This window comes from Pseudarthrobacter sp. J47 (assembly GCF_049810315.1).
Taxonomy (GTDB): Bacteria; Actinomycetota; Actinomycetes; order Actinomycetales; family Micrococcaceae; genus Arthrobacter.
This window is the reverse complement of the sequence record NZ_CP187358.1, coordinates 689,809-703,931: the sequence shown is the minus strand read 5'-3', so window position 1 is coordinate 703,931 and position 14,123 is coordinate 689,809. Positions and strand designations below refer to the sequence as shown.

10 protein-coding genes and 1 tRNA gene are annotated in these 14,123 nt (G+C 67.7%); 8 read left to right on the top strand and 3 right to left on the bottom strand.

Features of this window, described 5'->3' with window-relative positions; genetic code table 11:
- Positions 1 to 44: 44 nt before the first annotated feature.
- On the bottom strand, positions 45 to 2,006 hold the full coding sequence (locus ACPJW8_RS03240) for an FAD/NAD(P)-binding protein (RefSeq protein ID WP_330188238.1): 1,962 nt from the start codon (positions 2,004 to 2,006) through the stop codon (positions 45 to 47).
- An 83-nt stretch (positions 2,007 to 2,089) separates the two neighbouring features.
- On the opposite strand from ACPJW8_RS03240, the gene ACPJW8_RS03235 reads away from it, so the two are divergent.
- Complete coding sequence (locus tag ACPJW8_RS03235; RefSeq protein ID WP_330188237.1) at positions 2,090 to 4,360, top strand: prolyl oligopeptidase family serine peptidase; 2,271 nt, start codon at positions 2,090 to 2,092, stop codon at positions 4,358 to 4,360.
- 109 nt (positions 4,361 to 4,469) lie between these two features.
- On the opposite strand, the gene aztA is transcribed toward ACPJW8_RS03235, so the two are convergent.
- A complete protein-coding gene (aztA, locus tag ACPJW8_RS03230; protein WP_330188236.1) occupies positions 4,470 to 5,207 on the bottom strand; it encodes a zinc ABC transporter ATP-binding protein AztA in 738 nt (245 codons plus the stop codon).
- A gap of 55 nt (positions 5,208 to 5,262) precedes the next feature.
- Here aztA and aztB point away from each other — a divergent pair, with 55 nt between their 5' ends.
- From aztB to ACPJW8_RS03205, 5 genes are all read left to right on the top strand, one after another.
- A complete protein-coding gene (gene aztB, locus ACPJW8_RS03225; RefSeq protein ID WP_330188235.1) occupies positions 5,263 to 6,138 on the top strand; it encodes a zinc ABC transporter permease AztB in 876 nt (291 codons plus the stop codon).
- Positions 6,125 to 7,417 (top strand): ABC transporter, encoded by a 1,293-nt coding sequence (locus ACPJW8_RS03220; protein WP_330188234.1) that lies wholly within the window; start codon positions 6,125 to 6,127, stop codon positions 7,415 to 7,417. Before aztB ends, ACPJW8_RS03220 begins: the two co-directional genes overlap by 14 nt.
- A 5-nt stretch (positions 7,418 to 7,422) precedes the next feature.
- Complete coding sequence (aztC, locus tag ACPJW8_RS03215) at positions 7,423 to 8,376, top strand: zinc ABC transporter substrate-binding protein AztC (RefSeq protein WP_330188233.1); 954 nt, start codon at positions 7,423 to 7,425, stop codon at positions 8,374 to 8,376.
- A 23-nt stretch (positions 8,377 to 8,399) separates the two neighbouring features.
- Complete coding sequence (aztD, locus tag ACPJW8_RS03210) at positions 8,400 to 9,617, top strand: zinc metallochaperone AztD (protein WP_330188232.1); 1,218 nt, start codon at positions 8,400 to 8,402, stop codon at positions 9,615 to 9,617.
- Between the two features lie 87 nt (positions 9,618 to 9,704).
- Positions 9,705 to 9,795: transfer RNA gene (locus tag ACPJW8_RS03205), tRNA-Ser, on the top strand.
- Positions 9,796 to 9,898: 103 nt separating this feature from the next.
- Here the strand turns inward: ACPJW8_RS03205 and ACPJW8_RS03200 are convergent.
- Entirely contained in the window at positions 9,899 to 12,124 is a 2,226-nt protein-coding gene (locus tag ACPJW8_RS03200) for a RecQ family ATP-dependent DNA helicase (RefSeq protein ID WP_330188231.1), read from the bottom strand.
- 104 nt (positions 12,125 to 12,228) lie between these two features.
- Here ACPJW8_RS03200 and ACPJW8_RS03195 point away from each other — a divergent pair, with 104 nt between their 5' ends.
- Together ACPJW8_RS03195 and ACPJW8_RS03190 are read left to right on the top strand one after the other, a co-directional pair.
- A complete protein-coding gene (locus ACPJW8_RS03195) occupies positions 12,229 to 13,650 on the top strand; it encodes a phosphomannomutase/phosphoglucomutase (RefSeq protein ID WP_330188230.1) in 1,422 nt (473 codons plus the stop codon).
- A gap of 2 nt (positions 13,651 to 13,652) precedes the next feature.
- Positions 13,653 to 14,123 (top strand): hypothetical protein, encoded by a 471-nt coding sequence (locus ACPJW8_RS03190; RefSeq protein ID WP_330188229.1) that lies wholly within the window; start codon positions 13,653 to 13,655, stop codon positions 14,121 to 14,123.

The window sequence follows — 14,123 nt, the reverse complement described above, 5'->3', positions numbered from 1 at the left end:
GCTTCGGGGAGGGCAGTTCCATTTTGTGTCCGCGTCGGTGTTTGTCAGTGCTGCAGGACAGCCCGGGCGATCTCGTCCGCATCGCGGAGGGTGCGCTGGCCGCTGGGATACACCGGCCCGTGGGAAGGGATCGCCTCCGCAGCAATGGCCGTTCCCCACTGGTTCGCGGAAAGCTGCAGGCCCAGAACGTACAGGCCCCCGGTCACGGAGCCGCCGGCACCAACGGGGCGGTACGGGTGCGGCACCACGTCCAGGCCGCTGGACTGCACAGGCACACCTTCCGGTGTCATCAGCAGGCGCGAGCGGACCAGGCCGTCGTCCAGCAGCTGCCGGAGCAGGGGCGAGGCGTTCACTGCCACCCGGTTGGCGGGCGCCAGGGCCTCCACCAGCGTGCGGGCCAGCACCGGCGGCGCATCCACCCAGGGCGAGGTTGCCTGGAACATACCGGTGCGCCGGTCAACGCTGAACTTGGGGTCCGGTCCCACAAAACTTACGACGCCGGCACGCACCAGAGCGGCCAACTGCTCCACGCGCAGGGCCGGCGGACCACTGGCCAGGCCTTCGACGAACGATTCGAACCAGCCCCGCAGGCCGGACACCCAGGACGCCTCGGTGATGCCGCCGTCGGCCACCGCGGACTTGAGGACCGCCCGGCCGTGGTGCAGCGCGCCAATGGCCATCTTGACCGGATCGTCCTCACCGCGGGCGGAGCGGAAGGCATCGTCCAGGAGGTACTCGGTGACTGCGCGGTCCAGGTCCGCACGCGACCCGAACTGCCGGCCGGACAACGGCGCCGCCAGCCCGCGCAGGTCCAACCGGTAGCGCCGGGGAACATGGATTTCCAGCGCTGCTTCCACGGCGTCCTCCCACTTGGCCGCGGAATGGGCGTGCGGGCGAAGGGCCTCGGCGAGCTCGTCCAGGAACACTTCCGGCGCGGTGACGGCGGTGGGCTGGCAGCGGACCAGCGTGGAGTAGTACGCCCAGATGGCGTCGCGGTGCAGGAGCGGCCAAAGATCGTGGTCGAAGCCCGGACGGATGCCGGCCACTGCCAGCCGCTCCAAGGCCTGCGGCGTGAGGTACCTGAGGGTGACCGATTCCGGGTAGTAGCCCTTCAGGGTGGCCTTGGCCCGGTACGGCGTGCCGCGGCGGGACGCCGCAACCAGGTGGGGTTCGTCACCGGAGGGCAGGTATTCCATGGCACTGCCGCTGCCCACGAACTTCCCGCCCCGGCCAATGGTCAGCTGGACCATTGCGTCGAAGAAGTTCAGCCCCATGCCGCGCACCAGCACCGTCTCCCCCGCGGGCACGGCTGACCAGTCGACGTCCGCCGGCGCCGCGGGCGGGAAATACCTGGTGCCCAGGTCAGCGGCTGCCTGCTGCAGGGCGCGCTGTTCGGGGTTCAGCTGCGACTCAACGTGGCCCAGGGCGAGCACCACGGAACCGGCGGTGAGGGTGACGCCGCCCTCCAGTTCGACGTCGAACTCCCCGCCTTTGGTACGGCGGACGGCGACGGCGGACTGCCGGTGGAAGGTGAGCGTGACGCCGTCGGGCAGGTGCTGCAGCAGCTGGTCCAGAGTGCGCTGCAGGTAGCGGCCGTAGAGTGCGCGGCTAGGGAAATCGGTGGCCTCGAGGGTGGCGATTTCCTCCCGCTCGGCATCGGTAAGGGACTCATCCGGGGTGGTCCTGGCCGCGGTCCGCCAACGGTCGAACGTGGTGCCGGCAACCGGAGCCGCGAGCGCCGGATCCTCCGGGATGAGCGTGGGGTAGAAGGACTGCGTGTTCATCAGGAACAGCCGCGACTGCTCCGGCTGCCACACGTGCCCGGGCCCGGCCGGGTAGGGATCCACGACGTCGATATGCAGCGGAGGGAGCACTGATTCCGCGCCGGGGGAAACGCCGGCCGCAGCAGCTTCCGCCGCACGGTTGGCCAGCAGCCGCTCCAGGACGCTGGTGCCACGGGGCCCCGCCCCGATGATGGCCGTCCTGATGCTCTGCGATATTTCCACGGCTACCAGAGTATCTGCCCGCGGCGCCCTCCCCTTCCGGAGCTTGACTTGCTGTTCCCTCAAAAGTGTTGTTCTGATGGAGGATGACCACCACTGCTGCTGATCCCACGCCCGCCGCGGGCCCGGGGACAACCCCCGCAACCGCCCCGGAACCCCTCGACGAGAACATCTGGCTGGAAGACATCTACGGCGAGGAACAGCTCGCCTGGGTCCGGGAGCAGAACGCCCGCACCGAGGAACTGCTCGAAGACGCCGACTACGCGGGGCTGGAAAGCGAGATCCTGGAAGTCCTGGACTCCACGGACCGGATCGCGATGGTGGGCAAGCGCGGCAGCCACTATTACAACTTCTGGAAAGACGGCGGGCACCCCAAGGGCCTGTGGCGGCGCACCACCTGGGAGAGCTACGTCAGCGACGAACCGCAGTGGGAAATCCTGCTGGACGTGGACGCCCTTGCGGCCGCCGAAGGTACGGAGTGGGTCTTCCACGGCGCCACCTTCCTCCGCCCCGCCCCCGGGGAACCGCACCGCAACGCCATCCTGGCACTGTCGCCCGACGGCGGTGACGCCAACCGCTACCGCGAGTTCGACGTCGTCACCCGCACCTTTGTTGACCCCGCGGACGGCGGTTTCGACATCCCCACCGCGAAGGGCACCATCGCGTGGCTGGACGCTGACACCCTGCTGGTATCCACTACGGCAGAGGGCCTGCCCAGCACCACGTCCTCCTATGCCCGCACCACCGTGAGACTGGGTCGCGGGCAGGCGCTGGCCACGGCACCGCGCCTGTTCGAGGTGCCTGAGGACCACATGATGGGCATGGTGGCCCACGATTCCACGCCGGGTTTTGAGCGGACCTTCGCCGTGGACTGCATCGACTTCTTCAACCGCACCACCGCAGTGCTGCGGAACGGTGAGTGGGTGCTGATCGACGCGCCCACCGACGTGGACGTCAGCGCCCATCGCGACTGGCTGCTGTTCCGCCCGCAGGGTACCTGGACCGTAGGCGCCACCACCTATCCGGCCGGTTCGCTGGTGGCCGCGGGATTCGAGGACTACCTGGCCGGCGGCGGCGAACTCACAGTGCTGTTTACCCCGGATGCCGCAACGTCGCTGCAGTCCTGGAGCTGGACCCGGAGCTACCTGCTGCTGAACCTGCTCCGCGACGTCTCCTCGGAAATCCGCGTCCTGGACCCCGCCTCCGGCTGGGCTTCCTCGCTGCTGGATGCCTGCCCGCCGCTGCACGACGTCAACGCCTACGCAGTCGACGACGAGGACGAGGCAGGAGCCGGCGACGACTTCTGGCTGGTGGCCACTGGCTTCACCACGCCCAGCACCCTGATGCGGGGGACGTTGTCGGCCGGCGCTTACGGCGCTTCCGGTTCTTCGGGTTCGGCTTCCGGTGACCACGGCGGCGGTGACCACGGCGTCACCAGCAGCCACGCAGTTGTGAAGACCTCGCCGTCGTTCTTCAACGAATCCGGGTACGAGGTCCAACAGCACTTTGCCATCTCCGCGGACGGCACCCGCGTGCCGTACTTCCAGGTGGCTCCGCGGGATCTGGTGCTGGATGGCCAGAACCCCACGCAGCTCTCCGGTTACGGCGGCTTCGAGATTTCCCGGACCCCGGCCTACAGCGGCGCGATCGGCCGGGCCTGGCTGGAACGGCGCACCGAACCGGTGATGGTTGACGGCGTGGAAGGCGGGGACTCAGCTGGTGACAGCGCGTCCGGCTACTCCCGTGGCGGGGTCTACGTTGTGGCCAACATCCGCGGCGGCGGCGAATACGGGCCCTCCTGGCACCGGGCCGCGCTGCAGGAAAACCGGCACCGCGCCTACGAGGACTTTGCCGCCGTCGCGAAGGACCTGATCAGCCGGGGCGTCACCTCGCCCCAGCGGCTGGGCTGCGTGGGCGGCTCCAACGGCGGGCTGCTGGTGGGCAACATGCTCACGCAGTATCCGGAACTGTTCGGCGCCATCTCCTGCGGGGTGCCGCTGCTGGACATGCGCCGCTACACCAAACTCTCCGCCGGGTTCTCCTGGATGGCCGAGTACGGCGATCCGGACGTGGCGGAGCAGTGGGAGTTCATCAGGACTTTCTCGCCGTACCACCTGCTCAGGGACGGTGTGGAGTACCCGGAGACATTCATCTGGACCGCCACGTCCGATGACCGGGTGGGTCCGGTGCAGGCCCGCAAGATGGCGGCCCGCATGCAGGCCATGGGCATTCCCAACGTCTGGTTCCACGAAGCGCTGGAAGGCGGGCACGCGGGGGCCTCGGACAACCGGCAGGCCGCCGCGCTCCAGGCCCGGAGCCAGCACTTCCTGTGGCGGGTGCTGGCCGGCCACCCCTGATCCCTCCCGTCTTCCCAACTGACTGACATTTAACGCTCCCATTTCGCGTTTTCACGACGTCTAGTGCCAGTCAGTTGGGAGGGGCGGCGCAGGGAGGGGCGGGGGCTGCTTAGGCGACCACCCGCCCTGCGTCCAACCTGACGACGGCGTCCGCGTCACCCATGGCTGCTTCGTCGTGGGTGACGCAGACGATCGTCGCGCCCCTGTCCTTTTCGGCGAGAAGGATGGCCGCGATTCTTTCCTTGGAGTCGGCGTCGAGCCCTGCCGTTGGTTCATCCAGCAGCAGGAGGTCCGCCTGCTGGGCCAGGCCCTGTGCCAGGAAGGTGCGCTGCCGCTGCCCGCCGGACAGCGAGCCCAGCGGCCGGTTCCCGAAGCCGGCAAGGCCTACCCGTTCCAGGCTGGCGTCAATGATCTTCCGGTCTCCTGCCCGCAGCGGCCGCCACAGTCCGGCGTGCGCCCACCGGCCCATGGTGACGACGTCCCGGACGGTCAGCGGCATCCGGTCAGACACCGCGCTCCGCTGGACCACCAGCGCGGTCCGGAGCCGTTCCGGCCGCTCAACGGTGCCGCGCCGTGGGGACAGGAGTCCCGCCATCACGCCCAGCAGCGTGGACTTGCCGGATCCGTTGTGCCCCGCCACGGCAGTGACCGTTCCGGCCTCAACCGCCAGCGAGACCCCGCAGAGTGCGTCGACTCCGTCGTGGTCGAACCAGACATCGCGAAGGACCAGCGCCTCCGGGGTTTGGGCGGCATCGGCCAAAGGAGCCAAGGGGGCGGAAGCTAAGGATTCGGCGGACCTGGATCCGGCGGACTTGGATTCGGCGGCAGTGGTGGAGAGCAGAAGCATACCCCCAGCCTAGCATTTTGAGAACGAGTCTCATTAACGTCTAGGATGGTCGCTTGTGACCTTCCTCCTCGAGCCCTTCACCTCGGGCTTTATGCTCAACGCCCTGCTGGGCGGCATCCTCTGCGCTGCGATCTGCGCCGTCGTGGGGACGTGGGTGGTCATCCGCGGCATGGCCTTCCTGGGCGAGGCCATGGCCCACGGCATGCTTCCCGGCGTAGCCGTGGCAACGATGACCGGCATTCCCGTCGTGTTGGGGGCGGCGGGAAGCGCCATCATCATGAGCCTGGGGGTCAGCCTCCTGGCACGCCGCGGCAAGCTGTCCCATGACACGGGCATCGGGCTCTTCTTCGTCGGCATGCTCGCCGTGGGCGTGATCATCATTTCCCATTCCCGCAGCTTCGCCACCGACGCCACCGCCATCCTCTTCGGCGACATCCTGGCCATCGACACCCCCGGACTGACCCTTCTTGCCTGGGCGCTGCCGGTGACCCTCGCCGTCGCGTCCATCTTCCACAGGTCCTTCGTTGCCCTGGTTTTCGATGCCCGGGTTGCCCAGGTGATGGGGCTTCGTCCGCGCCTCGCCCAGGTTCTCCTGGTGGGCCTGGTGACGCTCGCCATCGTCAGCTCCTACCAGGCCGTAGGGGCGCTCCTGGTGCTGGGACTCCTCCTGGCACCAGCTGTGGCTGCGTCAGTCTGGACCCGGCGTATCCCGGCCACCATGGGCGTGGCGGCAGTCTTTGGAGCGGCCGCAGTCCTGGCCGGCCTCCTGGTCTCCTGGTATTTCGGAACTGCCGCAGGCCCCTCCATCGCACTCGCGGCTGTTGCCTTCGCGGCACTTTCCAGCCTTATCGGCTCCAGCCTCCGGCCGTTCATCCGGCCGCTCCAGCCTTCAGAATCACCAACCCAGAAAGCAGTCAGTGCAAACGCCTAAAGTCCTCAGTCTTTCCGTAGCCTTACTGGCCCTCGCCCTCGCGGGGTGTTCAGTTCCGGCAGGCGCCGGCGCCTCCAACACCGGAACCCCCGGCAGTGGAACGCCCGACGGCGGCACCACCGGTGACGGCCATGGCACCGTAGCGGGGGCCAGCGAAGTCGCTGAACCGCAGCTGCATCTGCTTACCATTGATCCGGCCGGAGCCACCACCATGCTGGATCTGGCCGATGAATCCACCAAAGAGGCCGGCACGCTGGCTGAGACGGATTCCATCAGCACGGACGGCCGCTATATCTTTGCCTCCTCGGCGGATGCCGGGACCCTCACCATCCTGGACAGCGGCACCTGGACCTGGGACCACGAGGACCATTTCCACTACTACCGTTCCTCGTCCAGGCTGGTCGGGACGGTGGAGGGTGACGGCGCGGCCGTCGTTGCCCCAGGCTCTGCCAGGACCGGGGTGTTCTTCCCGGAGACCGGCGAAGGCATGCTGCTGGATAACGCGGGCCTGGCCAAGGGCGAAGTCCGGCGGGCCGTGGAGCTTGCCGGCGAACCCCACCAGGGCATGGTGGTGCCGCTGGGCGACTTCGCGCTGGCAACAGTCCCGGGAACTGACGGCACGGCAAGCGGCACGGCCGGAAGCGTGCAGGTCCACGACGGCTCCGGGGCCGCTGTACCCGGCGCCGTCCAGGCGTGTCCTGATGCCCGCGGAACCATCACCACGGCGGTTGGCGTGGTCATTGGCTGTGCCGACGGCGCCGTCCTGGCCACGGTGACGGATGGCGCTGTCGGGTTTGAACACATCCCGTACCCGGAAGGCGCCGTCACCGGCCCTGCTGCGGAGGCCCGCGCCTCCGTGTTCCGGGCCCGGGAAGGCCGTCCCACCGTTGCCGCAGTGGCCGGCACCGAGGGCGCCTGGCTGCTGAACACCCGCAAGCGTGCCTGGCAGCTGATCCGCACGGACGTCCCCCTGCTGCAGGTATCCGCCGTTGACGACAAGAAGGGCCACGTCGTGGCGCTGTCCGCCGACGGCAGGGTGCTGGTGCTGTCCGCGGAGACCGGCGAAACGCTCTCCACAACCGAGCCCCTGCTGCCGGAAACAGTCGCCGATCCGGAGTTGCTGGCCGGCGTGGAACTGGTGACCGACCAGCAGCGGGCCTACCTCAATGCGCCGGCGGAACAGAAGCTGTACGAGATTGATTTTGCCGACGGCGGCAGGCTGGCACGGACCTTCCCAACGCCTGCTGCTCCCCAATTCTTCACGGTGACGGGCCGGTGACCCGGATGCGCCAGCCCCGTACACAACGCAGCACCTTCCCCCTGGCGGGTGCCGCCGTCGGGCTTCTCCTCACTGCCCTTGCCGCGGCCGGCTGTTCCCCGCAGCAAGCGGACCGGCCCGTCATTGTGGTGACCACCAACATCCTGGGCGACGTGGTGCAGAACATGGTGGGCGGCCAGGCAGAGGTGGTGACGCTGATGCAGCCCAACGCTGATCCGCATTCCTTTGAAATCTCCGCCCAGCAGGCGGCGACCATGCGCTCCGCGGGCCTGATTGTTGCCAACGGGCTCGGCCTGGAGGAAGGGCTGCAGCAGCACGTTGACGGTGCGCAGGCAGATGACGTGCCGGTGTTTGTAGCCGGCGATGCCATCGAGCCCCTGGCCTACAGCACGGAGTCCGGCGCTTCCGAAGACGACCAGGGCGCGGCAGACCCGCATTTCTGGACCGACCCGGCGCGCATGGTGGCTGTAGTGGACGGGCTGGAAGGCAGCGTGGCAGCCATCCCCGGCATCGACGCCGCAGCCCTCGGATCAACTGCCGACGCCTACCGCACCGAACTCTCCGGCCTCGACGCCCTGATGAGCTCCTCCTTCGCCGCCATCCCCGCGGAACGGCGGAACCTGGTGACCAACCATCACGTGTTCGGCTACCTGGCGGACAGGTTCGACTTCCGCGTGATCGGCGCCGTGATTCCCGGCGGCACAACACTGGCCTCCCCCAGCGCCTCCGACCTCCGGGACCTGGTCAGCGCCATCGAGGAAGCCAGGGTGTCCACCATCTTCGCCGAAGCCTCCCAGCCGGACCGCCTGGTCAAAGCACTGGCGGACGGCGCCAACCTGGACGTCGCCGTCGTCGAACTTTTCACAGAGTCCCTGACAGCCCCCGGTGAGGGCGCAGATTCGTACCTCACCATGATGCGCACCAATACCGAACGCATCGCCACCGGCCTCTCGCCATGAGCGGCCCCAACCAGAAGGAACCCATGAAAGACGCTTCATCACCCCACCTGCAACGCCTGCGCCCGCTGGGCCTGGCCGCCGCCGTCACGGCCTCCGTGCTGATGATCTCCGCCTGCGGATCCGCGGCCGGCACTTCTCCGGGCACGGCGGAACCCGCCACCTCCACGGCACCGGCGGCTTCAGGGCCCCGCGTGGCGTTGACGTACGACGGCGGCATTGCAGTCCTCGACGGCGAATCCCTGGCGCTGACCGGAGACTTGCCCATTGAGGGCTTCAACCGGCTCAACCCTGCCGGAGACGGCCGCCACGCCATGGTCACCACCACCGCAGGTTTCCAGGTCCTGGACCTGGCGACGCCGGAACTCACCGACCTGGTCTTCGAGGCTGACGCTGCCGGTCACGTGGTGCGGCACGGCGGCAAGACCATCCTGTACGCGGACGGCACCAGCGACACCACCATCTTCGAATCGGACGACCTGCTCGATGGCGGCACCAGCCTGCCCAAGACCGAGGTGGTACCAGCCGACGAGGCCCACCATGGCGTCTCGATCCTGCTCAAGGACAACACCCTGCTCACCACCGTGGGCAACTCGGAGAGCCGCTCAGGCATCCGAGTGCTGGACGCAGACCGCAAGGAAACCGCCCGCAACGACGAGTGCCCCTCCGTCCACGGCGAAGGCACTGCGGCCAACGAGGTAGTGGTGTTCGGATGCAACAACGGTGTGCTGGTCTACGACGCCGGGACCATCACCAAGATCACCGCCCCGGACGAGTACGGCCGGATGGGCAACGCCTACGTCACAGAGGACAGCACCCTCGCCGTGGGCGACTACAACTCCGACCCCGATTCGGAAGGGTACCTGCTCCACGAACTCGCGCTGATTGATACCGCCGCGAAAACCATGAAGGTTGTTGAGCTGCCCGAGGGCGTCGAATACACCTGGCGGGACGTTGCCCGTGGACCGGCAGGCGAAATCCTGCTCCTGGCCTCGGACGGCTCCCTGCACACGCTGGACCCGGCCACCGGAGCGATCACCAACTCCGTTCCCGTTGTGGACGCCTGGGAAGGACCAGCCGAGTGGCAGGACCCGCACCCGGCCCTCACCGTCCTGGAAGGAACGGCCTACGTAACTGACCCCGCCAAGAAGGTGCTCCACGCCGTGGACCTGGCCACCGGCAAGGTGACCACGTCCGAAGAACTGCCCGGCGTCCCCAACGAGATCACCGCCGTCGAAGGCTGACCCCGGCAGGCTTTCCTGAGGCAAAACGGCCCGTTTTGCACTGCCTGCCACGTTCTGCGTATTCTTGGTGGGCTAGGAATAGCAATTGGAGACGTGCCAGAGCGGCCGAATGGGCTTCACTGCTAATGAAGTGTGGGGCAAAACTCCACCGGGGGTTCAAATCCCCCCGTCTCCGCCAACGAACACCCCCGGTCACTGACCGGGGGTGTTCTGGTTTCTCCCGCCAGTCCGCCCCCGGCCTGTACCCCGGCCCGGCACAGGGCTGGGGTCAGGTTTTGGGATCAGCCCGCCTGCGCCAGGACCAGCGGCAGGACCGCTCCGGCACCGGCCTGCCTCAGGGCCCTGCCGGCGACAGTAAGTGACCAGCGACTGTCCACGAGGTCGTCAATCAGCAGGACCGTTGATCCGGGTGCCGCAGCCAGGCCAGCCGCGAGCTCCGGCCCCACCACCAGCCTGTCCCAGACACCGGCCAGCCGGTAGGCGCTGTTGCCGCCGCGGCTTCCGGTGGGCCCGCCGTGGGCCGGTTCCAGCTGCCCGGCGTAGGGAATCCTGCCGATCTCGGAGATGCCCCGGGCCAGGGACTCCACCAGCTGGGGCTTGCTGCGGGACGGCATGCTCACGATTGCGGCAGGCCGTCCGGCGCCGCTCCAGCCCGGGGTGCGTGAATCCCCGGTGCCCCACTCGCGCAGTACCTGCACGCAGGCCTGCAGCATGGCAGGATCCATGGGCTTGTCCGCGGCTCCTGCGGCGAACAGCTCGCGCAGGGCCCCGCCCCAGCCCAGGTCCGTCAGCCGGGCAAGGTACCTGCCCTCGGCCAGCTGTTCCTCCGGTTTGATCTTGCCTTTGACGGGAACACCCAGCCGGTCCATGCCGCTGGGCCACTGGAGCCGGGGCTCCAGGGCTCCGCCGGCCTGGCGCAGCTTTTCACCAGCTGCTTCGCTGGCCTGGGCGGCGATGTCGGTGGAGAACCACGTGCCGGCGCAGTTGTCGCACTTGCCGCAGGGGTGGGCTGTTTCGTCGTCCAGCACCGAGGTGATGTACTCCATGCGGCAGCCGGCGGTGTCCTGGTAGATCACCATGGAGTCCTGCTCGTCCACGCGGGCCTCGGCAATCCGGCGATACCGTTCGGCGTCGTAGATCCACGGCTGCCCGGTGGAGCGCCAGCCGCCGCCCACCCGCTCAACGGCACCATCCACGGACAGCACCTTCAGCAGCAGCTCCAGGGGCGTACGGCGGAGGTCCACGCGGGCTTCCAGCGCCACGGTGGAGACGGCGGTTCCGGCCTCGGCAAGGGCTGTGAGCACCGCATTGGCCTTTTCCTCCGATGGCATGGAGGCGGTGGCGAAGTACTGCCAGATATCCCGGTCCTCGGAGCCGGGCAGCAGCAGGACGTCGGCGTTCGCAGCTCCACGGCCGGCACGGCCCACCTGCTGGTAATAGGCCACGGGCGAGGACGGGGCTCCCAGGTGCACCACAAAGCCAAGGTCAGGCTTGTCGAATCCCATCCCCAGCGCAGAGGTGGCCACCAGGGCCTTGACCTGGTTGTCCTTCAACAGCTGCTCGGCTCGCTCCCGGTCCGCCGGATCCGTCCGGCCGGTGTAGGAGAGCACCTTGTGCCCTGCCTCGGAGAGCAACCTGGCGGTATCTTCGGCAGCCGATACCGTGAGCGTGTAGATGATGCCGCTGCCCGGAAGGTCGCCAAGATGCGTCAGGAGCCAGCCCAGGCGCTGGCGCGAATCCGGCAGGGACAGCACGCCCAGGCGCAGCGAATCACGGCCCAGGGCGCCGCGGATGGTGAGTACGTCCGCACCGAGCTGCTCCTCGATGTCATGGACCACGCGGGAGTTGGCCGTGGCCGTGGTGGCAAGGACCGGCACGGTTCCGGGCAACCCGGCAATGAGGTCCGAAATACGGCGGTAATCCGGGCGGAAGTCGTGGCCCCAGTCCGAAATACAGTGGGCTTCATCGATCACCAGCAGCCCGGTCCGCCGGATGAGTTCGGGAAGCTGGTTCTCCCGGAAGGACGGGTTGGTGAGCCGCTCCGGAGAAACCAGCAGGACGTCAACCTGGTCCTCCGCCAGCTGCTGGCGAACCGAATCCCACTCCAGCTGGTTGGCCGAGTTGATGGCCACGGCCCGCACACCCGCCCGGGCAGCGGCGGCAACCTGGTCCCGCATCAGCGCCAGCAGCGGTGAGACAATCAGCGTGGGCCCGGCGCCCCTGCGCCGCAGCAGCAGCGAGGCAACGAAATACACGGCCGATTTGCCCCAGCCGGTGCGCTGCACCACAAGAGCCCGCTGGCCGCCGTCGACAAGCGCTTCGATGGCCTCATACTGGCCGTCATGGAAGTCCGCTGACGGGTGCCCCACCAGTTCCCGCAGCACGGCCAGCGCCTGCCCGCGTGTTCCACCGGCGTCCTCCACGGCAACAGAAGACGGCCCTGAAGCCTGGCCCTGGGCGGGATCCTGCGCGGAGCTGGAGGGAAAGGTGTTCTGGTTATCGGCCATTGATTCAGTATCCCAGCCACCGCTGACACCACCACGCCTCAAAGGTTCTATGTGGAAAACGCCACATGGATCATGCCGTATGCGTGCCGCCGTAAGATAGAGCAGTGACTAGCGACCAGACCAAGACCTTTGATCTTTCGGCTTCCTTCAAGGCCTACGACGTCCGCGGAATCGTCGGCGATTCCATTACTGCAGAAATCGTCGAAGCAGTCGGCGCAGCCTTCGTGGACGTCCTGCAGCTTGAAGGCCAGACCGTCCTGGTGGGTGGCGATATGCGTCCGTCCTCGCCCGAGTTCAGCAAGGCCTTCGCCGACGGTGCGGCAACCCGTGGCGCCAACGTCCAGCTGCTTGGCCTGATCTCCACCGACGAGCTCTACTTCGCGTGCGGTTCCCTGAACGCCGCCGGTGCCACGTTCACCGCCAGCCACAACCCCGCCGGCTACAACGGCATCAAGATGTCCAAGGCCGGAGCAGTCCCCATCTCCTCCGAGACCGGCCTGAAGGAAATCCAGGCCCTGGCCGAGGAATACCTGAACACCGGAATCATCCCGGAAGCACAAACCCGTGGCCTGATCGGCGTCCAGGACGTCCTGAAGGACTACGCCGAATATCTCCGTACCCTGGTGGACCTCTCCGGTTCCCGCCCGCTGAAGATCGTTGTGGACGCCGGCAACGGCATGGCCGGACTCACCACTCCCGCGGTGCTGGGCGACACCCTCCTCCCGCAGCTGCCGTTCCAGATCGTCCCCCTCTACTTTGAGCTGGACGGCTCGTTCCCGAACCACCCGGCCAACCCGCTGGAGCCGGAAAACCTCCGGGACCTGCAGGCCGCCGTCGTGCAGCAGGGTGCGGATATCGGCCTCGCGTTCGACGGCGACGCCGACCGCTGCTTTGTGATCGATGAGAACGGAAACCCGGTGTCGCCGTCGGCCATCACCGGCATGGTGGCGCGCCGTGAAATTGCCCGCGCCAAGGCACAGGGCGAAGAAACCCCCACCATCATCCACAACCTGCTCACCTCCCGCGCGGTGTCTGAACTGGTGGAGCACGACGGCGGCAGGGCTGTCCGCACGCGCGTGGGCCACTCCTTCATCAAGGCAGTCATGGCTGAGGAAGGTGCTGTGTTCGGCGGCGAGCACTCGGCGCACTTCTACTTCCGGGACTTCTGGAACGCGGACACCGGCATGCTCGCTGCCATGCACGTACTGGCGGCGCTGGGCGAGCAGGACGGGCCGTTGTCAGAGCTGGGCCGCGAGTACGAACCCTATGTTTCGTCCGGCGAGATCAACTCGGAGATCGAGGACAAGGCGGCCGCCGTCGAACGCGTCCGCCAGGATTTCGCCTCGGAAGACCTGACGATCGACACCATGGACGGCAGCACCTTCACGGCCAACGACGGCAGCTACTGGTTCAACCTGCGCCCGTCCAACACGGAGCCGTTCCTGCGCCTGAACGCCGAAGCCGTGGATCTGTCCACCATGGAGCGTGTCCGGGACCGTGTCCTTTCCCTGGTCCGCGGGCAGTAACCATGAGTGACCAGCCGCAGTCCTGGCGCGATACCGTGCCGGAGGCCTCCGCCCAGGACCTCGAAACCCTCCTGGGTACGGGCGTGGGTGCAGCGCAGGAACAGCTTGAGGGCCAGGGCGGGTTCCTGCCGTTCGCCCTGGTGATGGATCACGACGGCGAGGTGCGGCTGATGGCCGTCACTCCGGCTGATGCAGCGGAAGCCACTGCCGACGCCGAATTTGACGCCGACGCCATGATCGCGGACCTCACAGCGCTGCTGCAGCAGCAGCGGTCCGGTTTCCGGGCAGCAGCAATCGTCTGCGACATCATGCTGGTGGAGGAAGAGTCCGACGCCGTCCATGTCGCCGCTGAGCATCAGGACGGTTCGCTGTTCGCGGCCGTCCTGCCGTATGCGGCGAATCCCGGCACGGGTGAGTGGGTCTTCGGAGACCTGGCAGCCGATACCAACGACGCCACCATCTGGGTGGACTAG

Coding starts and splice junctions, on each gene's coding strand:
- ACPJW8_RS03235 (WP_330188237.1), top strand. CDS start 2,090: ATGACCACCACTGCTGCTGATCCCACGCCCGCCGCGGGCCCGGGGACA.
- aztA (WP_330188236.1), bottom strand. CDS start 5,207: ATGCTTCTGCTCTCCACCACTGCCGCCGAATCCAAGTCCGCCGGATCC.
- aztC (WP_330188233.1), top strand. CDS start 7,423: ATGCGCCAGCCCCGTACACAACGCAGCACCTTCCCCCTGGCGGGTGCC.
- aztD (WP_330188232.1), top strand. CDS start 8,400: ATGAAAGACGCTTCATCACCCCACCTGCAACGCCTGCGCCCGCTGGGC.
- ACPJW8_RS03200 (WP_330188231.1), bottom strand. CDS start 12,124: ATGGCCGATAACCAGAACACCTTTCCCTCCAGCTCCGCGCAGGATCCC.
- ACPJW8_RS03190 (WP_330188229.1), top strand. CDS start 13,653: ATGAGTGACCAGCCGCAGTCCTGGCGCGATACCGTGCCGGAGGCCTCC.